Origin of the sequence: Hylemonella gracilis str. Niagara R, from assembly GCF_000600295.1 — a bacterium.
Lineage (GTDB): Bacteria > Pseudomonadota > Gammaproteobacteria > Burkholderiales > Burkholderiaceae_C > Hylemonella > Hylemonella gracilis_A.
The window spans coordinates 2292804-2311535 of record NZ_JEMG01000001.1; the positions used below are offsets into that span (position 1 = coordinate 2292804).

Genomic DNA, 18732 nt, shown 5'->3' on the forward strand with positions numbered 1-18732 from the left:
CCGAGAAAGATGATGAGCTATTCATAGACGATTCAGTTTTGATTTGAGATTCGAATTTTGGCGGAAGAATTATTCTGATTTCGACCCATAACAGGCGGTCAGCAACTTAGAAAGCCGACGCTCGACACTCAGCATAAGGCGCGCGTTGTCTTCAACGCGTTGCTCTAGAGGCTGTTGCGTTAAAGCCTTGGCGCAATGTACACCTTGAGCGCCTCAATTAGGCAGAACAGCTCCTCGGGGTGATACTGCACCATAGCCTCTTCGGTTGGAGCGCCAAGTTCCTCCCACAGCTTTCCAAACTCGTCCATCTCTTCAGGCGTCCAGCCATCGTATAGCTCGTAGTGATAGCGGGCCTTCTCGAACACAAACTGAAAACGCGTTAGGAGCTTATTAAGGTCTGAAAAGTCGGTGTGACCAGGTGAACGCTCTTTTGCTGCCTTCAGAATTTCTGTCTGAGCATGACCTGGCAGAGCAAGCCACAATTTCGCATAGGCATGGTTCCGTCTCGGCGATTGTCCCGAAAGTTGGATGGCGCACTTAAGCAGAATTTCAAACCCAAGTATTCGCAGCACCGCACTTGCGTCTGACTGCGTATCAAGTGAACCAGCGAGTATGTCCGCGTCATTGATTCTTGCTAGCGCTTCGTCGAACATTCGTTTGGCATCGAAATTCATGGCTATCTATCGTGAGGGACTTTGAACGACAGGTTTAGAGATATTCCTTCATCTTCCGCTTCTGGCCGCACACAGCCATCCGCGATCGTTCAGCACTCTCCCTAAAAACTATAAGTTGACCAAACAAAAAGAAAAAGGGCGCATGGTTTGCGCCCTTTCGATTGTCTAGATTTCCGATCTGACCCTGCTCAGACTGCCTTCCCCAACCTCTCCACCCCTTCCCGAATCTTCTCCACCCCCACCGTCGCAAAGCTCAGGCGCAGCGCGGACACATCGGGGTTGGTGGCAAAGAACGGCGCGCCGGGCACAAAGGCCACACCCTTGTCAATCGCGCGCTTGGCGAGTTCGTTGGCGTCCTTCAGCTTGCAGCCCGCGCCGGTGAGGCGGGCCCAGAAGAACAGGCCGCCGCCAGGCTGGGTGAATTCAATCGCGTCGCCCAGTTCCTTCTTCAGGCTCTCACCCATGGCCTGGGCGCGTTCGGCGTAGACGGCGCGCACGCGCGCCAGGGTGGCGGGCATGCGGCCGGCCTTGAGGTACTGCGCGGCCGTGGCCTGGGCAAAGGTGCTGGTGTGGGCGTCGCTGAACTGTTTGCACATGGTGGCCTTCGCCAACAGCGCGGGCGGCGCGATCATCCAGCCCACGCGCAGGCCGGGGCTCAGCACCTTGCTCAGGGACCCGCAATGCACCAGCCAGTCGCGGCTGCCGGGCACCTGTGCGGTGAGGGCCAGCAGGCTGGCGGGCGGTGACTCGCCGAAGTAGAGGTCGCCGTAGGGGTCGTCCTCGATCACCACGGTCTGCGTCTTCACGGCCAGTTCGAGGATGCGCTTGCGGCGCTCCAGGCTCAGGGTGGCGCCGCTGGGATTGCCGAAGGTGGGGATGAGGTACACGAAACGCGGCTTGTGCTCGGCAATCAAGGCTTCGAGCTTGTCCACCTGCACGCCCTGCGCGTCAATCGGTGCGCCGATGACCTGGGCGCCATAGAGGCGGAAGCACTGTATGGTGGCCAGGAAGGTCGGCGCCTCGACGATGACCTTGGCGCCAGGGTCCACCAAGGTCTTGCCCAGCAGGTCCAGGGCCTGTTGGCTGCCGGTGGTGACGATCAGGCCCTCGGGCGTGAGTTGCGCACCCGTGCTCTTCATCTTTTCGGTCATGAAGGCTGCGAGCTGCTCCCGCAGCGGGTTGTACCCCTCGGTGGCGCCGTACTGCAGGGCCGCGCCCGGGTCCTCGGCCAGGGCCTTGTTGCTCGCTTCGCGGATGCCCTCCACGTCGAACATGGCGCTGTCGGGGAATCCGCCCGCGAAGGAGATGATGCCGGGCTTGCCGAGCAGCTTGAAGAGTTCGCGGATGGCGGAGGTTTCGACGTTGTCGAGACGTTGGGCGAATTGCATGGTCATCAGGGAAAACTAGGAGAGCGCAAAAAGCAGAAACAAAATGTTCGTGCATTCTCGCATTCCAGCGGTGCTTGCATCGTGGACAATCGGGCCAAGGGTCGAACCCGACAAGAACATCAACAGACAACTGCCCTGCTGCCCAAACACCTCCATGGCGCCCCCGACTTCCGCCACCGCGACCGCCGCAGCGGCGCTCCCCACGCCCTCAACGCCACACCAGACAGCCCCGCACCTGGCGGTCTTCTTTCGTGCCGTCAAGCTGCCCGTGATGCCCGAGGTGGCGCATGCGCTGATCCGCAGCCTGCAAGACCGTGACATTTCCGCCGCCCAGGTGGGCGCGCTGGTCGCCCAAGACCCGGTGCTCACCGCCAAGGTGCTGCGCGCGGCTAACGGCGTGGCCATGGGCCTGCAGCGCGAGGTGGAGTCGCTGACCTCGGCCATCTCCCTGCTCGGCCTGACCCAGGTGCGCCTGCTGGCGCTGGCCGCCTGCATGAACGTGAGCTTCCCGGTCGCCCCAGGCCTGAACCGGGCGCACTTCTGGCGCAACTGCATGGCCTGCGCGGGGTACGCGCAGTGGCTGGCAGAACAGGCGCTGGCCGCGCAGCCTGGCTTGCGCGAGCACCTGGACCCGCAACAGGCCTGGCTGGCCGGCATGATGCTGCGCCTGGGTGAGCTGCTGATCGTGCAATCCCAGCCGCAGGCGCTGGCGCAGATCGAACGCCTGCCCAATGTGCCCGGCAGCCGCTGGGCCAGCGAGCGGCAGGCCCTGGGCTTCACCGAGGTGGACGTGACGGCCGAACTGGCCCAGCGTTGGCGCTTCCCGGACGGCATGGTCGGGGCCTTGCAGGTCACGGCCACGCCCCTGGCCTGGCCGGCTTCCACGCCCGCCCACGCGCTGCTCAACCCCCTGGGCGGCGTGTTGCACCTGGCCAGCCACCTGGCGGACCTGAACTCGGCCAGCCTGCAGGCCGCGGACGCGCCCGTGCTGGCCCCCGAAACCCTGGACCTGCTGCCGCCCGAGGTACTGACGGCCCTGGGCCTGAGCGTGCAGACGCTGCGCGCGCAGCCGCCCGCGCGGGAATGCTTCGTCGATCTGTCGGTGCTGTGAAGCCGCGCGCCGCTGGCGCGGACGGCCTGCCTTTTTGCCGTTCTCGCCGTTTCAGCCGTTTTCACCGCCCATGACACCGGCCGACATCCAGTCCTTTTTCGCGACCTTGCGCGCGGCCAACCCGCTGCCGGTCACCGAGCTGGAATACACCTCGGTCTTCGAGTTGCTTACGGCCGTGCTGCTGTCGGCCCAGGCCACCGACGTGGGCGTGAACAAAGCCACGCGCCGCTTGTTCCCGGTCGCGAACACGCCGGCGCGCATCCTCGCGCTCGGGCAGGACGGCTTGGAGAGCTACATCAAGACCATCGGCCTGTACCGCAGCAAGGCCAAGCACCTCATGGAGACCTGCCGCATCCTGGTGGAGCGGCACGGCGGCGAGGTGCCGCGCACGCGTGAGGAACTGGAGGCTCTGCCCGGCGTGGGTCGCAAGACGGCCAATGTGGTGCTCAACGTGGCTTTCGGCGAGCCGACCATGGCGGTGGACACGCATATCTTCCGCCTGGGCAACCGCACGGGGCTGGCGCCGGGCAAGACGCCTTACGAGGTGGAGCAGCAGTTGCTCCAGCGCATCCCGGACGAGTTCATGGAACACGCCCACCACTGGCTGATCCTGCACGGGCGCTACATCTGCCTGGCGCGCAAGCCCCGTTGCTGGGAATGCCAGGTGTCTGCCTGGTGTGACTTCCAGGACAAGACAGCCTCGCCTTGAGGGCCTGCCTTGACGACCCAAGCCGAGGAACCCGGCTTGCCCGCTGCGGACGTGCTGGCACCGGCTGGACGCGGCACCTGGGAACCCTGCCGACCTGGGCTCAGCCTGCGTTGCGCATGTCGGCGACCGGCAGGCGCCGATAGTCCAGTGCGCCGCCGACGCTCGGCTCGGCCTTCTCGCGCGCGATCAGCCACAGCGTCGCAGGCGGCATGAACGCCTGCTCCTGATCCCCCGTCGAACTGGTCTGCCCCGCCTGCACCCAGGGCAAAGGCTGGGTGTCCGAGCGGCGCAGGCCCTGCAAGCACCCCGGCGCCGCGTCCAGCATCGGTGCAAGTTCTTCGCCCTGCCCTTCGCGGACAGACAGACAAGGCAAGTCCAGGCGGCCCCGCAAAACCTGCACGTCGTACACGGCGCGAGAGATGTTGTGCATCACATGCCGCATGCGCGCGCTCATGGGCGTGGGCCAGGCCAGCAGATGCTGATAGGCGGCACTGTCCAGCACCTGCACGTCGCGCAGGCCGTACAGCGTCAGGTAACGCGGGCCGCGCACGCCCGACATGGTTCTGAATCGCAAGCCGAAAATCATGCCCGGCACCGTCAGGCGCTCGGGCACATGCTCGTTGGCATGCCAGTCGTTGTAGGCGACGTCGTGGATCGGGTCCACGTCATTCCACAGCGCCAGCAGCGCGCGGACGTCCTGGCTCACCTCAGCGCCCATCATGCTCCTCGGGCACCAGCAGCACCTTGTTGGCCTGCTTGCCATGCGCCAAGGCAAAACCTTCGTGGGCGCGCGCCAGCGGTAGCACATGGCTGACCATGGGACGGATGGCCTCGCCCAGCTCGCCCATCAGATCCAGCACGCGTGGCCAGTCGGACTCGGGCGGGCGGAAGGAGCCGCGCAGCTGCAACTGGCGCCGCACGAAAGGCGTGAGGTCCAGCGAGAGGGGCCGATCATGGATGCCGGTCACCACCACCACGCCGTCACGCCGCAGCAGGCCCAGGGCCTCGGTGATGGTGGCGGGCACGCCGGTGGCCTCGAACACCAAATCGAAAGGCGGCAGGTCGGCGCGGGTTGTCAGCCACTGGGTCAGTGGGGTCTGCGACACATCCACCAGATCGTCAAAGCCCATGGCGCGCAGGGTGTCGAGCCGCACCGCGTCCTGGAAACCGGTGACGACGATGCGGGCAGCGCCCAAACGCCGTGCCAGCACGGCGATGGCCTGGCCGATGGTGCCCGGCCCCATCACCAGCACGGTGCGGCCGGACAGATCACCGGCCTGGCGCACCGCCTGCATGGCGATGGAGAACGGCTCCACCAGCGACGCGAGCGTGTCGCTCACGCCCGCCGGCACGGGGATGCAGTTGCGCAGGGGCGCACGCACCCAGGTCGCGAAGGCCCCGTCGCGTGTCATGCCGATGCCCCGGCGCTGCTCGCAAGCGTCGAAGTTCTGGGCCTGGCAATGGGCGCAGCGCCCGCAGGTGACCGAGGGCCGCACCACCACCCGCTGCCCTGCGCGGGGTCCGCTGGCGATGGTGCCCACGAACTCGTGACCCAGGGTGACCGGCAGGTAGGGCGCAATGAAGGCATAACTCGCCGTCCAGTCGTCCACATGCAGGTCACTGCCGCAGATGCCGGCCGCGGCCACGCGCACCAGCACCTCGCCCTCCTCCAGGGTCTGGGGCACGGGGACTTCGACCAACTCGGTCCCGGCCTCGGGCCGGGTCTTGCGCAAAGCCAGCATGGTGGTCACCTGTTCGTTCATGCCCGCGCGCTCATTCAATGGTGATGCCCACCTGCTGGATGATGGCGCCCCACTTCTTGCTTTCGCTGTCGATGAAGCTCTTGAAGGAGGCCGCGCTGCCGCCGCCGATGATCAGGCCTTGCTTGGCGAAGTTCTCGCGCACGGCCGGGTCTTGCATGACGGCGTTGACGTCGGCGTTGATGCGGTCGATGACGGCCTTGGGCGTGCCGGCCGGCGCGAACAGGCCGTTCCAAGCCAGGGCTTCGAAGCCGGGGTAGCCCGATTCAGCCACCGTGGGCAGGCTCTCCATGCCGGGCATGCGCTTGGCGCTGGTCACGGCCAGCAAGCGCACCTTGCCACTGTCCACCAGGGGCAGCAGGGCCGGCGCGACGGTGAACAGGCCCTGGGTGTCGCCCGCGGCGATCGACAGGCCAGCCGGCGGCGAACCGGCATAAGGCACATGCAGGGTCTGGAAGCCCGCGGTGCTGCGGAACAGCTCCATGGTCAGGTGCGAGGAGCTGCCATTGCCCACCGAGGCGTAGCTCACACCCTGCGGCTGGGCCTTGGCCCAGGTGACATATTCCTTCAGGGTCTTGGCCGGGTTGCCGGCGGGCACCGCCAGCACATTGGGCTGCGAGGTCGTCAACACGATGGGCAGCAGATCCTTGCCCGGGTTGTAGGCCATCTTCTTGTACATGAAGGGGCCGAAGGCCACCGGGCCGTTGAAGCCGATGCCCAGGGTATGGCCGTCGGGCGCGGCCTTGGCCACGGCGTCCATGCCCAGCATGCCGCCGGCGCCGGCCTTGTTCTCGACCACGATGGGCTGCTTCCAGCGGTCTTTCAGCTTGTCGCCCAGGGTACGCACGATGATGTCCAGCGAGCTGCCTGCGGGCGCGGGCACGAACACGCGCACCGGCTTGCTGGGCCAATCCTGCGCCAGGGCGGGCGCGCCCACGGCCAGAGCGAGCAGAAGGGGAATCAGGCGTTTCATGAGGGTCTCCTTGTCGTGATGAAGCGAGGCGGCATTCTTGGCGCATCCAATGGATACTTCAACAATTGGTTGGGTATGAGTCCTATACTTTTCGCATATACATAAGGGTTGCACCCAGGGTGACCACAAAGCCACCCCAACATGCCATGGAACTTCGTCACCTGCGTTATTTCGTCGCTGTCGCCGAAGCGGGCAGCCTGAGCCGTGCCGCCGAGAAGCTCTACATCGCTCAACCGCCGCTGTCGCTGCAGATCCGCCAACTGGAAGAAGCCCTGGGCACGCCGCTGTTCACGCGCCACCCCAAGGGCGTGCGCCTGACGGCGGCTGGCGAGGTGTTGCTGGGGGAGGCCCGTGCCCTGCTCGAGCGCGCAAGTCGCCTGCGCGACCTGGTGCACGATGCCGCGCAAGGCCCCGAGGGCGTGCTGAACCTGGGTTACGTGCCATCGGCCAGCAGCACAGTGCTGCCCACCCTGGTGCGTCGCCTGCGCCGTGACTACCCGCGCTGGACGCTGAACCTGCGCGAGATGATCAGCTCCCAACAGGTGGAGGGGCTGATCGCCGGCACGCTGGACGCGGGCATCGGCCGCCTGGCCACCGTGCCCGCACGCCTGCTGATCCCGGTGCGCGTGCCGGACCCGTTCTGCCTGGCCGTGCCCGCGCACCGCGAGCCACCCGCGCCGCTGCCGCTGGACCTGCGGCACTGCGCTGACGAGACCTTCGTCTCTTTCACGCGCCACCACGGGCCAGCCTACTTCGACCGTTTCATCCGGCTGTGCACACAGGCCGGTTTCAGCCCACGCATCCACTACGAAGCCACCACGGTGCACGGTGTGCTGGACCTGGTGGGCGCCGACCTGGGCGTGGCCCTGGTGCCCGCGTCCACCGCCTTGCTGCGCACGCCCGGGGTCGCCTGGTGGCCGCTGCGCCGCGCCGACCCGGGCGACGTGCTGGGCCTGATTCGGCGCCGGGGCGAGGCCCACCCGCTCTACCCGCTGCTGGACGAGAGCCTCAAGGACATCCTGCAGCGCATCCACCGCCAGACCCGCATGCGCGTGGCCTGAGGCGTGACGGGCGACGGCTCAGCCCGCCAGCAGGGCGACGTTGCCACCGGCTGCGGTGGTGTTGACGGTCACGGTCTGCTCGGCACAGAAGCGTTGCAAGTAGAACGGCCCGCCGGCCTTGGGGCCAGTGCCCGAGAGGCCTTCGCCGCCGAAGGGCTGCAGGCCGACCACCGCGCCGATGATGTTGCGGTTCACGTAGACGTTGCCAACATGGGCGTGCGCGGCCAGGGCCTCGGCGCGGCTGTCGATGCGGGTCTGCAGGCCCAGCGTGAGGCCATAACCCAGGGCGTTGACTTGGTCGATCACGGCTTCCGGCTCGCCGCGCCAGCGCACCACCTGCAGCACCGGGCCGAAGATCTCCTGTCGGACGTCGGCGATGGAGGCCACCTCGAACAGGCGCGGTGCCTGCAGGTTGGGCAGGCCCTGCGCAGGTCCGGCAATCGCCGGAGACGATGCAGGGGGCGGCAAATGGTCGCGCGCGCTGCCCTCCAGTCGCGCCAGGTGGCGCTGAATGGTGTCGTATGCCTCGCCATCGATCACCGGCCCCAGGTCGGTGCTCAACCGGCCTGGGTCGCCCAGCACCAACTCACGCGCGGCACCCGCGACCATCTCGATCACACCATCGGCGATGGCTTCGTGCACGCAGAGCAGGCGCAGGGCCGAGCAGCGCTGGCCCGCGCTGCGAAAGGCGCTTTGCACCACCGCATCGGCCACCTGCTCGGGCAGAGCGCTGCTGTCCACTAGCATGGCGTTGATGCCGCCGGTTTCGGCGATCAACGGAACGATGGGGCCGTCCTTGGCCGCCAAGGCGCGCTGGATGTGCTTGGCCACGGCGGTGGAGCCGGTGAACACCACGCCCGCCACGCCGGGCAAGGCCACCAGCGCCGCGCCCACCGTCTCGCCCGGGCCATGGAAGAGCTGCAGCGCATCAGCCGGCACGCCGGCCGCGTGCAGCAGACGCACGGCTTCCAGCGCGATGGCCGGGGTCTGCTCAGCCGGCTTGGCCAGCACGGTGTTGCCGGTGGCCAGCGCGGCGGCAACCTGCCCCGTGAAGATGGCGAGTGGGAAGTTCCACGGGCTGATGCAGACCCAGACCCCGCGCGCGGTCAGGCGCAGGGTGTTGCGCTCGCCAGTGACACCGAGCATGGCCTGGCGCGGGTCTGCCAGGCTGGCTTCCCCCTGCCCTGCGGCCCATCGGCCCTTACCGCTGTCTGGCGCGATGGGCAAGGGGATGGGCGCCATCAGGCGCTCGGCCTCGTCCGCGTAATACCGCAGGAAGTCGACCGCCTCGCGCAGCTCGGCTACGGCATCGCCCCAGGTCTTGTAAGCCTCCTTGACCAGCAAAGCGCATAGGCGGGCGCGGTCGGCTTCAAACGCGTCGGCGGCGCGGCGCAGGGCATCGGCGCGCTCAGCCACCGGAGTGTCGCGCCAGGCGCGTGCGGCCACTGCGGCACGCGCGCAGGCCGCAGGCAAGGTTGCCACCTCGGTGTCAGGCACTGGGGGCACCACGCAACGCGCCAGGGCCTCGAGTAGCGGCGCGCGCTCGGCCTCGACAGTGAGGTCCAGACCCCGGCTGTTCGGCCGCGCAGGTCCGTAGAGGTCGTGCGGCAGCGGCAAGGCGGGTAGCGGCGACAGGCGCAGGGGCGAGATCAGCAGTTCGTCCAGACCCACGCGCTCATCGGCGAGTTGGTGCACGAAGGAGGAGTTGGCGCCGTTTTCAAGCAGGCGGCGCACCAGGTAGGCCAGCAGGTCGCGGTGCGCCCCCACCGGCGCGTAGACGCGGCAACGCACCAGCGGGTTTTTCAGCACCTCGCGGTAGACGCCCTCGCCCATGCCGTGCAAGCGCTGGAACTCGTAGGCGGCGGCCATCATCCCGCTGCCGGGCCGCCCCAATGCGGGACGAACGGCCCCTTCGGGGCGCAGCGTCGGAGCGTGGGGGCCCATCGTTCTCGCGGCCATCTGCTGGATGGCGGCGATGGTGCCCGCGTTGTGGGTGGCGAACTGCGGGTAGATCACGTCGCTGGCCTCCAGCAAAGCGCGGGCACAGGCCAGGTAGCTCACATCCGTGTGGTGCTTGTGCGTGTAGACCGGGTAATGGGGCAGGCCCAGCTCCTGCGCGCGCTTGACCTCGGCGTCCCAGTAAGCGCCCTTGACCAGGCGGCACATGAGGCGCACGCCATGGCGGCGCGCAAGCGCGGTGACATGCTGCACCAATTCGAGCGCGCGGGTCTGGTAAGCCTGCAGCGCCAGGCCGAAGCCGGACCAGTCTGGATGCTCACGCGCGATGCGTTCCAGCAAGGCCTCGAACACATCCAGCGACAGTTCGAGCCGGTCCACCTCCTCCGCGTCGATGGTGAGGTTGATGCGCGCCTGCGCGGCCAGTTGGCACAGGCCCCAGACGCGTGGCACCAGTTCGGCCAACACCCGTTCGCGCTGCGCATCCTCATAGCGCGGGTGCAAGGCGCTGAGCTTGATGGAGATGCCGTCGTTGGCGCGTTCGCTGCGGTAGGGATCTTCCTGTGCGTCGGCGGACACATCGACACGCGCGTGTTCGGCCAGCAGGCGCAAGGCGGCTTCGTAGCTGCGCAGGTAACGCTCGGCATCGGCGCTGGTGCGCGCGCCCTCGCCCAGCATGTCGTAACTGAAGGTCAAACTCCCTACGTCACTGCGCGCGCGCTGCGCTTCCTTCATGGCCTCGGGCAGGGTCTGGCCCAGCACGAACTGGCGGCCCAGCAACTGCACCGCGCGCAAGGTGGCGGCCACCACGGTACGTGCGCCCAGGCGTCCCAGCACGCCCGTGGATTCGTCGTGCGGCAGAAATTTCTTGGCCAGACCGATGGCGCTGGACGACAGGCGGGCCAGCGCGGGCTGGCCCGCAGCATCAAAGTCTGCCCGTCCCAACTGGTCGGCGGTGAGCGCGATCGCGGTTTCAGCGTCGGGCACACGCAACAGGGCCTCGGCCAGGCGCATCAGGGACAGCCCCTCGGCACTGGAGATGGGGTACTCCTTGAGCAGGCTTTCCATGGCCCAGAACGGCGGCGGGTTCTCGCGCACGGCCTGCACCCAGGGCGCGGCGACGCGCGCGGCGGCGGCCCAGTCGAGGTGACTTTCCAGGGTCTGCAGGCGCTGGGAAAGTAGGTCGGCTTCGGCTCGGTAGGGACTGGGCAGGCGCATGGGAAATACTCGCGATGTGGGGCAAGAAGGGATTGAAGCAGTGAAACAGGCGCGATATTCCCCGCTTTCATGGTGAATAATTCACCAAAGATGGCCAGACTCATAGAGAGAAATTTGGAACCCGACGACACCCTGGACCGCACCGACCGGCGCATCCTGCACCTGCTGCAGGCCGATGGCCGTTTGTCCAACCTCAAGCTGGCCGAGACCGTGGGCCTGTCACCCACGGCCGTGCTGGCGCGCACCCAGCGCCTGACGCGCGACGGTTACATCCTGGGTTACGAAGCGCGGCTCAACCCGCTCAAGCTGGGCCGGGGCATGCTGGTCTTTGTCGAAGTGCTGCTGGACCGCACCACGCCCAATGTGTTCGAGCAATTCAAGGCAGCGGTGCAGGTGCGCGACGAAATCATGGAATGCCACATGGTCGCGGGCGGCTTCGACTACCTGGTCAAGACCCGCGTGGCCGACATGGCGGCCTACCGGGAGTTCGCCGGCAGCGTGCTGTGGCAATTGCCGGGCGTGCGCGAGACGCGGACCTACGCGGTGATGGAAGAGGTCAAGAACCAGGCCCGACTGGCCTTCTGAATCGAGGGCTGCTCAGGGCACGGCCTGCGCCGTTTGCAGCGTTTCGAGTTGTCGCAAATCCTCGTGCCAGCGTGCCCAGCGCTCTCGGGCCTGCGCGCGCTGAGCGGGCGTGGCGGCGTTGAGCACGCGCAACACGGAGGCTCGCACGGCCTCGCTCAGCGCGGGGTCCACCGGTTCGCTGCTCAGGCTGGCTAACAGGGCCAGGCCCTGCTCGCGCTGGCCTGCCGCCACGGCACGCAGACCGTCGACGATGCGCTGCTGACGCGCCTGCCAGAGCTGGCGCAAGTCCTCACGGTCCCGCACCGGCCAACGCGCCACTTCGGCGCGCGCCATCTGGCGCAGGGGCCGCTCCAGGCTGCCCAGCCAGCGCTCCAGGTTGTCGACGAAACGGTCAGCGCGTTCCTCAGGATCGCCTTCGAGCTCCAGCCATTCGTCCAAGCGCTCACGCTGTCGCTGGCGCAGGTGCTCCCATTGCGCGGGCCGCAGGCTGGAAAGCAGGGGCCGGGCCAACGGTTCGGCGCGCATCAACAGTCGACTCACGGCGGCCGTGGTTTCTTGCTCCAGGGCGTCCAGCTCGTCCGCCGTGACGCCGCGCCCGCTGGCCGACTCACCCCAAAGCGAGTCGGCCCGGACCAGCACGGCCCGCGCGCGCGGCAGTTCCTCGCGACGGTGCCACGCGTGCAGTTCGGCCAGTGCGGCATCAAGCTGGCGGCGCTGCGCGCTGTCCAGGTCCAGATAACCGTCCAGCTGCCAGGCGGCCAGACGCGGCAGTTGTCCATAGCCGAACTGCAGGGTCGAACAGCCCGCCATCAGGATCAGCAAGGCCACCCAGCCCAGCGTCCGAGCACGTAGGCAGGAAAAAAACGGGAGCAAATTCAGAGCGCGTCGCATGCCTGTGGATGCTGCCTGAACCCGGTGACAAGGGCAAGACCTCACGCACTCAGTGGGCTGCGCCTCAGGCAGGGGCACCCGCACGCACCGTCAGGCTTCGGGTCGTTGCCACAGCCACAGCGCGACACAGCCCATGCCCAGCGGCAGCCCGATCCGCCACCCCAGCGCCAGGGGCGACAGCGCCAGCGCCAGGCTGCTGGCCGCCATCATGAGAGAGGCGGCCCACTTGGCACGGCGTGGGACGGCGCCGCGCTCGCGCCAGGCCCGGATCGAGGCGCCGTGGCGCGGGTGCGTCAGCAACCAGACCTCCAGTTGCGGCCAGCCCTTGCCTGCGGCCCAGGCAGCCACCAAGAGGAAGACCACGGTGGGCATGACGGGCAAAAAGGCACCGATGATGCCCAGCACCACGCAGACGACAGCGAGGAGACGCCAGAGCAGCAGAATGAAAAGACGGGGAAGCACCGGGCGATTGTGCTGCAAGGGCAAGTCGGCGGCTGAGGCGCTGGCAGCGCGATGGCCCGAGAGGACCACGCAACACGCCGATGGAGACGCCGTTCAGGCCGAGTCCAGCCGTCCGACCGCCACGAAGCCGGGCGTGTTCTGGCCTATGGTCCAGCACACGCCGCAGGGGTCGGTGACCGTGAAATCGGTGATGCCCCAGGGCTGGGCGGTCACGGCGGTCACCCGCACCCCGTAGCGCTTGGCGATGCCACGATCGGCCACATGTCGGCTCCAGGCTTGCACATCCTCCACCAGGAGGTGCAGCGCCAGGTTCTCGGCGAACTTCGGTTCGTAGTAGTCCTGCAGCAGGAAGGCGTGGTGGCCATGGGCAAAGTAGGCGATGCCCCCGCCCTCGGACTTCTGCTGGAAGCCCAGGTCGACGTAGAAACGCTTGGACAGCTCGAAATCCTTCGCGGGCACGAAGGTCTTGATCTCGGTGATGGTCAGGTTGGGGTTCGTCATCTTCTTGGTCGTCACGTCATCGGCTCCTCATGCCATGGTACTGCGGCGCTATTTAAGGGCTCGACGCGAGCTACGACGCGGCCCCCCTGAGCTGGGGCTTGGCCGCCGCATAGCGCCATCCCCACCCGGGCGCCACCTCCCGTCATGGGACAATCCCGCGCAGGAGACAAGTCAAGAGCATGCGCATTCTGCTGGTGGAGGACGAGCCCGAGCTGGCCCGCTGGCTGGCCAAGACCCTGGCACGCCATGCCGGCATCGTGGTCGATTGGGCTGACGATGGCATGCTGGCCGATCGGCGCCTGGCCACCGAGGAATTCGACGCCGTGGTGCTGGACCTCGGCCTGCCTGGGCTGGACGGCCATGGCGTGATCGCCCGCATGCGCGAACGCGACGACCGCACCCCCGTGCTGGTGCTCACCGCGCGCGACTCGCTCACGGAACGCGTGGGCTCCCTGCACGAGGGCGCCGACGACTTCCTGCCCAAGCCTTTCATGGTGGAGGAACTTGAGGCCCGACTGTTGGCCCTGGTGCGCCGCTCGCGCGGCAAGGAACATCCACGCCTGGCCTGCGGCCGGCTCTTGTTCGACACCGCCAGCCAGCGCTTCACGGTCGGCGGCGAGTTGCTGGCCCTCTCACCGCGTGAGCATTCGGTGCTGCGCGCGCTGATTCAGAGAAGCGGCGAGCCGATGAACAAGCAGCAAATCCTTGACCGTGTCTTCCCCGACGAAGCCGATGTCAACCTGGAGGCCATCGAGGTCTACGTGCACCGGCTGCGCAAGAAACTCATCGGCTGCGGCGTGCAGATCGTCACCTTGCGGGGCCTGGGCTATTGCCTGGAGGCGGGCGACCCGGCCCACCCGAGCGCGACAACCTCGCCGTGAAGCGCGCCCGCAGCCTCAAATCAGCCCTGCTGGGCTGGCTCCTGCCAGGCCTGCTGCTGATCATGAGCGGCACGCTCTGGTTCTCCAACCGCCTGCTGCGCGACCAGGTGGACCTGGCCTACGACCGCGCGCTGGCTGGTGCCCTGCGCGCCATCGACCTCAACACCTCCACCGCCAGCGGCGGCCTGTCCGTCGAACAGCCTTTCCTGCTGCTGGAGTTCTTCGAGCTGACCACCAACGCGCGTGTCTACTTTCGCGTGTCCACCGAGGATGGCCTGGCCGAAATCGGCAGTCCCTTCCTGCCCTTGCCCACCGAGCCGCTGGTCTCGGGAGAACCCCAGTTCTACTTTGCCCAGCACGAAGAGACCCCGGTGCGCGTGGCCGCCCTGGCACGACCGGCCCATCCGCCGTTGCCCAGCAACCCCAACGGGCGCATCGTGGTTCAGGTGGCCGAGAGCCTGGGCACGCGCGAGGTGTTCCTGGACCAGGTGCTGCGCCGTTCCATCGAGCGCGATGCACTGGGCATTGGCATGAGCGTGCTGCTGCTGGTCATGGGCATCGTGATCACGCTGCGCCCCTTGACCCGTCTGCGGCAGGAGTTGGAGTCGCGGCCGGCGGACGATCTGCGCCCACTGGACGCAACAGCCCTGCCGTCGGAAGTCCGACCCCTGGTGGTGGCGGTGAACCGGCACATGGCGCGGTATGCCGAGATGGCGCGCACCCAGCGGCAGTTCCTGGACGATGCCTCGCACCAATTGCGCACACCCTTGAGCGTGCTGCGCACCCAGGTCGATTTTGCCTTGCGCGAAACCGACCCCGCCGAGACGCGGCGCGCCCTGCTCGCCATGCACGAGGGCCTGGACCGAGCCGTGCGCATGGCCAACCAGATGCTGGCGCTGGCCCGCGCGCGCGATGCGTCGCTGCTCGAAGGTGGGGCCGTGATGGAGGTGGTGGATCTGGTCGAACTCGCCCAGGGCGTGGCGCGGCAGCTGCTGCCCAACGCCCGCGCCAAGCGGCTGGACTTTGGCGTGGAAGCACCGTCATCGCCCGTCCCGGTGCGGGGCAGTGACTGGCTGCTGCGCGAAGCCTTGCTCAATCTGGTGGACAACGCGATCCGCTACGCGCCCATCGGCAGCGCCGTGACGGTGCATGTGCTGCGCGACGAGCGCCATGCCCTGCTGCAGGTCGAGGACCAGGGCCCGGGCATGAACGCACACGACATCGAACGGGCCGGGGTGCGCTTTCGTCGCGGGACGGCTGGCAAGCAACTGCCGGGCGCGGGACTGGGCCTGGCCATCGTGCACACCATCGCGCAGATGCACGGGGCCTCCCTGCGGCTGGAAAACCGTGACGATGGGCCGGGCCTGCACGCCACCCTGGTGTTTTCCCTAGGTGATTCCGGCCAGACTGAAAGCCGGTGGAAAGCTGCCACTCCTTAGTCTCCCGGCTCGTCCATGGGGGCTTGGTCCACCATGGCATTGCGCAACCCCACAAGGAGACTGACCATGACCTACTCGCTGCGCCTCGCCAGGCTGACCGCACTGCCCATATTGGCCGCCATCGCGCTGAGCCTCACCCCGCTGGCCTCGGCCGAACCCGCTCGCCCCGAATGCGTCGCCCCGGCCCAGCCCGGCGGCGGCTTCGACCTGACTTGCCGACTGGCACAAGCCGCCCTCAAGGAGAGCGGCGTGCTCAAGTCCCCCATGCGCATCGTCTACATGCCGGGCGGGGTGGGTGCCGTGGCCTACAACAACATCCTCACCCAACGCCCTGGAGACGCGGGCACCATCGTCGCGGTGTCCAGCGGCTCGTTGCTCAACCTGTCGCAGGGCAAATTCGGCAAGTTCACCGTCAACGACGTGCGCTGGGTGGCCTCGATCGGCACGGACTACGGAGTCGCCATCGTTCGCAACGACTCGCCCCACAAAGACCTCAAGAGTCTGATGGCCGCGCTCAAGGAAGACCCGACCAAGATCGTGCTGGGCGCCGGCGGCTCGGTGGGCGGCCAAGACTGGATGAAGGCCGCCCTCACCGCCAAGGCGGCCGGTGTGGACTACAAGCGCATGCGCTTCGTGGCGTTCGAAGGCGGCGGCGAGGCCGTCACGGCGCTGCGCGGCGGCCACATCCAGGCCTACATGGGCGATGCCGCCGAAGCGGCCACCTTGATGGAAGGCGGTGCGCCGATCCGCGTGCTGGCCGTTTATCACAAGGAACGCCTGCCCGGCAAGCTCTCGTCCGTGCCCACGGCCGCCGAGCAAGGCTACGACATCCAGTGGCCCATCATCCGCGGCTTCTACGTCGGCCCGAAGGTCTCGGACGCCGACTATCAGTGGTGGGTGGACGCCTTCAACAAGACCTTGGCATCCCCGGGCTACGCCGCGCTGCGGCAGCAGCAGGGTCTGTTCCCGCTCAGCCTCTCGGGTCCCGAGTTCGACAAATTCGTCAAGGAACGCACCAAGGCTTACGGTGAACTCGCCGCAACCTTCGGCCTGATCAAGTAAGCGCCCCAGGCGCTTGCGCCTTTCCTGGCCGGCCGCCGTCGCGGTCGGCCCGCATTTTTCCATCGCCATGACTCTCAACGACCGCATCCTGGGCCTGCTGGCCCTGCTGTTCGCTGCCCTGCTCGCCTGGAAGGGCTGGGGCCTCGAAGCCCCCTTCGCCTACGAACCCGTCGGGCCCCGCGCCTTTCCCCTGCTGCTGGCCGCCGTGATCGGCTCGTGCGGTCTGTGGCTGCTGCTGCGCGGCCGCGAACAGGCCGAGGCCAATCCTCCCGGGGCCAACACGCGCATCGCGGTCATGGTGGGCTTGGTCATCGTCTATGCGCTGGTCTTCGAACGCCTGGGGTTTGTGATTGCCACGACCCTGATGACTGTCTTCGTGGGTCGCCTCTTCGGTGGCCGCTGGCGCGCCTGCGTGCTCGGCGGCATCGCCATGAGCGTGGTTTTCTACCTGCTGTTCGACAAGGTCTTCGACGTGGTTCTGCCCACTGGCCTGCTGTCCCTGGGAGCCTGACATGGACATTCTGAAATGGACATTCTGAACAACCTCGGTCTGGGCTTTGGCGTGGCCTTCTCCCCGCTCAACCTGCTGGTGGCGGCGATCGGCGCGTTCCTCGGCACCATCGTCGGCGTGCTGCCCGGGCTGGGGCCCATCAACGGCGTGGCCATGCTCGTGCCCATCGCCTTTGCGATGAATCTGCCGCCCGAAACTGCCCTGATACTGCTGGCAGCGGTCTACGTGGGCGCCGAATACGGCGGGCGCATCACCTCCATCCTGATCAACGTGCCGGGCGAGGCCGCCTCGGTGATGACCACGCTGGACGGCTACCCGCTGGCGCGCCAGGGCCTGGCTAGCGTGGCGCTGTCGCTGTCGGCCTGGGCCTCGTTCATGGGCTCCACGGTGGCCATCCTGGGCATCGCGGCCTTCGCGCCGCTGGTCGCGAACTGGGCCTTGGCCTTCGGGCCGGCTGAGTACTTCGTGCTCATGGTCTTCGCCTTCTGCGCGCTCAGCAGCCTGCTGGGCGACAAACCGGTCAAGGGCGCGCTCGCGGCCGCCATCGGCCTGGCCATCGCGACCATCGGCGTGGATGCCAATTCCGGCGTCTATCGCTACACCTTTGATCTGCCAGAGCTGGCCGACGGCATCGACTTCGTGGTGGTCGTGATTGGCCTCTTCGCTGTCGCGGAGATGCTGCAGATGCTGGAAAACCTGCTGACCGGCCAGAAGGTCGAGGTGCCGCCCAGCGAGCGCAAGCTCTTCAACCTGAAGGAATTGCGCTTCACCTGGTGGACCACCATTCGCTCCTCCCTGATGGGCTTTGGCGTTGGTGTCCTGCCTGGCGCGGGGGCCAGCGTGGCCTCGGCCGTGGCCTACGCCAATGAAAAGCGCCTGCATGAGGGCAAGGATCCGGACGCCAAGTTCGGCAAGGGTGACCTGCGAGGCCTGGCAGCGCCCGAAGCCGCCAACAACAGCGCAGCCACCGGCTCCTTCATCCCCATGCTGACCCTGGGTGTGCCGGGCTCGGGCACGACAGCGGTGATGATGGGCGCGCTCACGCTCTACAACATCACCCCCGGACCGGTGCTCTTCGATGCCCAGCCGGCGCTGGTGTGGGGTCTGATTGCCTCGCTCTTCATCGCCAATGTGATGCTCTTGCTGATGAACGTACCCATGGTGCGCGTCTTCGCCTCCATGCTGTCCATCCCCGGTTGGCTGCTGGTGCCCGGCATTCTCGCGGTCAGCTTCATCGGCGTGTACGCGCTGAGTTCCAGCACCTTCGACTTGTTGTTGATGGTGGGCATCGGCCTCATCGGCTACCTCTTGCGCAAGATGGGCATGCCCATGGCGCCCATGGTGCTGGGCGTGGTGCTGGGCAATCTGATGGAACAGAACCTGCGCCGCGCGCTGTCCATCACCAACGGTGAGCTGCAGATCTTGTGGTCCAGCCCGGTCAGCGTCGTGCTATGGAGCCTCGCGGCCTTGGTGCTGGTGGTGCCGCCGCTGCTGCGCAAGCGCCACGCGCGGCGGCAAAAGGCAACCTGAACGCGTGGACGTGATGGCCG

Annotated in this window: 18 protein-coding genes; 9 read left to right on the top strand and 9 right to left on the bottom strand. The window is 67.2% G+C overall.

Translation table 11 applies throughout. From position 1 onward, the window contains the following. Positions 1–179: 179 nt before the first annotated feature. The gene (locus AZ34_RS10610; protein WP_155831787.1) at positions 180–674 is read right to left on the bottom strand and encodes a hypothetical protein; all 495 of its coding nucleotides are present in this window, start codon (positions 672–674) and stop codon (positions 180–182) included. Positions 675–862: 188 nt separating this feature from the next. Beyond that, positions 863–2062 (bottom strand): PLP-dependent aminotransferase family protein, encoded by a 1200-nt coding sequence (locus AZ34_RS10615; protein ID WP_035611474.1) that lies wholly within the window; start codon positions 2060–2062, stop codon positions 863–865. A 154-nt stretch (positions 2063–2216) separates the two neighbouring features. Here AZ34_RS10615 and AZ34_RS10620 point away from each other — a divergent pair, with 154 nt between their 5' ends. Together AZ34_RS10620 and nth are read left to right on the top strand one after the other, a co-directional pair. Next, positions 2217–3173 carry an HDOD domain-containing protein gene (locus AZ34_RS10620; RefSeq protein WP_051509690.1) on the top strand — a complete coding sequence of 319 codons (957 nt, stop codon included), beginning with the start codon at positions 2217–2219 and terminating at the stop codon, positions 3171–3173. 70 nt (positions 3174–3243) lie between these two features. Beyond that, positions 3244–3882, top strand: coding sequence for an endonuclease III (nth, locus tag AZ34_RS10625; protein WP_035607901.1), 639 nt, complete (start codon positions 3244–3246; stop codon positions 3880–3882). A gap of 100 nt (positions 3883–3982) precedes the next feature. On the opposite strand, the gene AZ34_RS17615 is transcribed toward nth, so the two are convergent. The 3 genes from AZ34_RS17615 to AZ34_RS10640 are packed head-to-tail and all read right to left on the bottom strand — an operon-like array spanning position 3983 to position 6615. Continuing rightward, the gene (locus AZ34_RS17615) at positions 3983–4588 is read right to left on the bottom strand and encodes a DUF4286 family protein (protein WP_155831789.1); all 606 of its coding nucleotides are present in this window, start codon (positions 4586–4588) and stop codon (positions 3983–3985) included. A gap of 1 nt (position 4589) precedes the next feature. Further along, positions 4590–5645 (bottom strand): zinc-dependent alcohol dehydrogenase, encoded by a 1056-nt coding sequence (locus AZ34_RS10635; RefSeq protein WP_231495507.1) that lies wholly within the window; start codon positions 5643–5645, stop codon positions 4590–4592. Positions 5646–5655: 10 nt separating this feature from the next. Beyond that, complete coding sequence (locus tag AZ34_RS10640; protein ID WP_035607908.1) at positions 5656–6615, bottom strand: Bug family tripartite tricarboxylate transporter substrate binding protein; 960 nt, start codon at positions 6613–6615, stop codon at positions 5656–5658. Positions 6616–6761: 146 nt separating this feature from the next. On the opposite strand from AZ34_RS10640, the gene AZ34_RS10645 reads away from it, so the two are divergent. Next, positions 6762–7676 (top strand): LysR substrate-binding domain-containing protein, encoded by a 915-nt coding sequence (locus tag AZ34_RS10645; RefSeq protein WP_035607911.1) that lies wholly within the window; start codon positions 6762–6764, stop codon positions 7674–7676. A gap of 18 nt (positions 7677–7694) precedes the next feature. On the opposite strand, the gene AZ34_RS10650 is transcribed toward AZ34_RS10645, so the two are convergent. After that, on the bottom strand, positions 7695–10850 hold the full coding sequence (locus AZ34_RS10650; RefSeq protein WP_035607914.1) for an L-glutamate gamma-semialdehyde dehydrogenase: 3156 nt from the start codon (positions 10848–10850) through the stop codon (positions 7695–7697). A gap of 114 nt (positions 10851–10964) precedes the next feature. Here AZ34_RS10650 and AZ34_RS10655 point away from each other — a divergent pair, with 114 nt between their 5' ends. Next, on the top strand, positions 10965–11435 hold the full coding sequence (locus AZ34_RS10655; protein WP_035607917.1) for an Lrp/AsnC ligand binding domain-containing protein: 471 nt from the start codon (positions 10965–10967) through the stop codon (positions 11433–11435). 12 nt (positions 11436–11447) lie between these two features. On the opposite strand, the gene AZ34_RS10660 is transcribed toward AZ34_RS10655, so the two are convergent. From AZ34_RS10660 to AZ34_RS10670, 3 genes are all read right to left on the bottom strand, one after another. Then, entirely contained in the window at positions 11448–12326 is an 879-nt protein-coding gene (locus tag AZ34_RS10660; protein WP_035607920.1) for a DUF6279 family lipoprotein, read from the bottom strand. Positions 12327–12416: 90 nt separating this feature from the next. Further along, complete coding sequence (locus tag AZ34_RS10665; RefSeq protein ID WP_035611480.1) at positions 12417–12788, bottom strand: YbaN family protein; 372 nt, start codon at positions 12786–12788, stop codon at positions 12417–12419. Between the two features lie 93 nt (positions 12789–12881). Continuing rightward, positions 12882–13304 carry a VOC family protein gene (locus tag AZ34_RS10670; RefSeq protein ID WP_231495508.1) on the bottom strand — a complete coding sequence of 141 codons (423 nt, stop codon included), beginning with the start codon at positions 13302–13304 and terminating at the stop codon, positions 12882–12884. A gap of 164 nt (positions 13305–13468) precedes the next feature. On the opposite strand from AZ34_RS10670, the gene AZ34_RS10675 reads away from it, so the two are divergent. The 5 genes from AZ34_RS10675 to AZ34_RS10695 all read left to right on the top strand — a co-directional run bounded on the left by AZ34_RS10675 (position 13469) and on the right by AZ34_RS10695 (position 18712). Further along, positions 13469–14170 carry a response regulator gene (locus AZ34_RS10675; RefSeq protein WP_035607923.1) on the top strand — a complete coding sequence of 234 codons (702 nt, stop codon included), beginning with the start codon at positions 13469–13471 and terminating at the stop codon, positions 14168–14170. Between the two features lie 62 nt (positions 14171–14232). After that, complete coding sequence (locus AZ34_RS10680; protein WP_051510146.1) at positions 14233–15609, top strand: sensor histidine kinase; 1377 nt, start codon at positions 14233–14235, stop codon at positions 15607–15609. A gap of 66 nt (positions 15610–15675) precedes the next feature. Next, entirely contained in the window at positions 15676–16671 is a 996-nt protein-coding gene (locus AZ34_RS10685; protein WP_035607926.1) for a Bug family tripartite tricarboxylate transporter substrate binding protein, read from the top strand. Positions 16672–16738: 67 nt separating this feature from the next. Further along, entirely contained in the window at positions 16739–17182 is a 444-nt protein-coding gene (locus tag AZ34_RS10690) for a tripartite tricarboxylate transporter TctB family protein (RefSeq protein ID WP_035611491.1), read from the top strand. A gap of 15 nt (positions 17183–17197) precedes the next feature. Then, positions 17198–18712 (top strand): tripartite tricarboxylate transporter permease, encoded by a 1515-nt coding sequence (locus tag AZ34_RS10695; protein WP_035607929.1) that lies wholly within the window; start codon positions 17198–17200, stop codon positions 18710–18712. The last annotated feature ends 20 nt before the right edge of the window (positions 18713–18732 follow it).

Bases quoted from the DNA above. Each gene is read 5' to 3' on its own strand.
- AZ34_RS10610 (WP_155831787.1), bottom strand. From the start codon at position 674: ATGAATTTCGATGCCAAACGAATGTTCGACGAAGCGCTAGCAAGAATC.
- AZ34_RS10645 (WP_035607911.1), top strand. From the start codon at position 6,762: ATGGAACTTCGTCACCTGCGTTATTTCGTCGCTGTCGCCGAAGCGGGC.
- AZ34_RS10640 (WP_035607908.1), bottom strand. From the start codon at position 6,615: ATGAAACGCCTGATTCCCCTTCTGCTCGCTCTGGCCGTGGGCGCGCCC.
- AZ34_RS10675 (WP_035607923.1), top strand. From the start codon at position 13,469: ATGCGCATTCTGCTGGTGGAGGACGAGCCCGAGCTGGCCCGCTGGCTG.
- AZ34_RS10685 (WP_035607926.1), top strand. From the start codon at position 15,676: ATGACCTACTCGCTGCGCCTCGCCAGGCTGACCGCACTGCCCATATTG.
- AZ34_RS10615 (WP_035611474.1), bottom strand. From the start codon at position 2,062: ATGCAATTCGCCCAACGTCTCGACAACGTCGAAACCTCCGCCATCCGC.
- AZ34_RS10650 (WP_035607914.1), bottom strand. From the start codon at position 10,850: ATGCGCCTGCCCAGTCCCTACCGAGCCGAAGCCGACCTACTTTCCCAG.
- nth (WP_035607901.1), top strand. From the start codon at position 3,244: ATGACACCGGCCGACATCCAGTCCTTTTTCGCGACCTTGCGCGCGGCC.
- AZ34_RS10695 (WP_035607929.1), top strand. From the start codon at position 17,198: ATGGACATTCTGAACAACCTCGGTCTGGGCTTTGGCGTGGCCTTCTCC.
- AZ34_RS10635 (WP_231495507.1), bottom strand. From the start codon at position 5,645: ATGAACGAACAGGTGACCACCATGCTGGCTTTGCGCAAGACCCGGCCC.
- AZ34_RS10660 (WP_035607920.1), bottom strand. From the start codon at position 12,326: ATGCGACGCGCTCTGAATTTGCTCCCGTTTTTTTCCTGCCTACGTGCT.
- AZ34_RS10620 (WP_051509690.1), top strand. From the start codon at position 2,217: ATGGCGCCCCCGACTTCCGCCACCGCGACCGCCGCAGCGGCGCTCCCC.
- AZ34_RS10680 (WP_051510146.1), top strand. From the start codon at position 14,233: ATGAGCGGCACGCTCTGGTTCTCCAACCGCCTGCTGCGCGACCAGGTG.
- AZ34_RS10690 (WP_035611491.1), top strand. From the start codon at position 16,739: ATGACTCTCAACGACCGCATCCTGGGCCTGCTGGCCCTGCTGTTCGCT.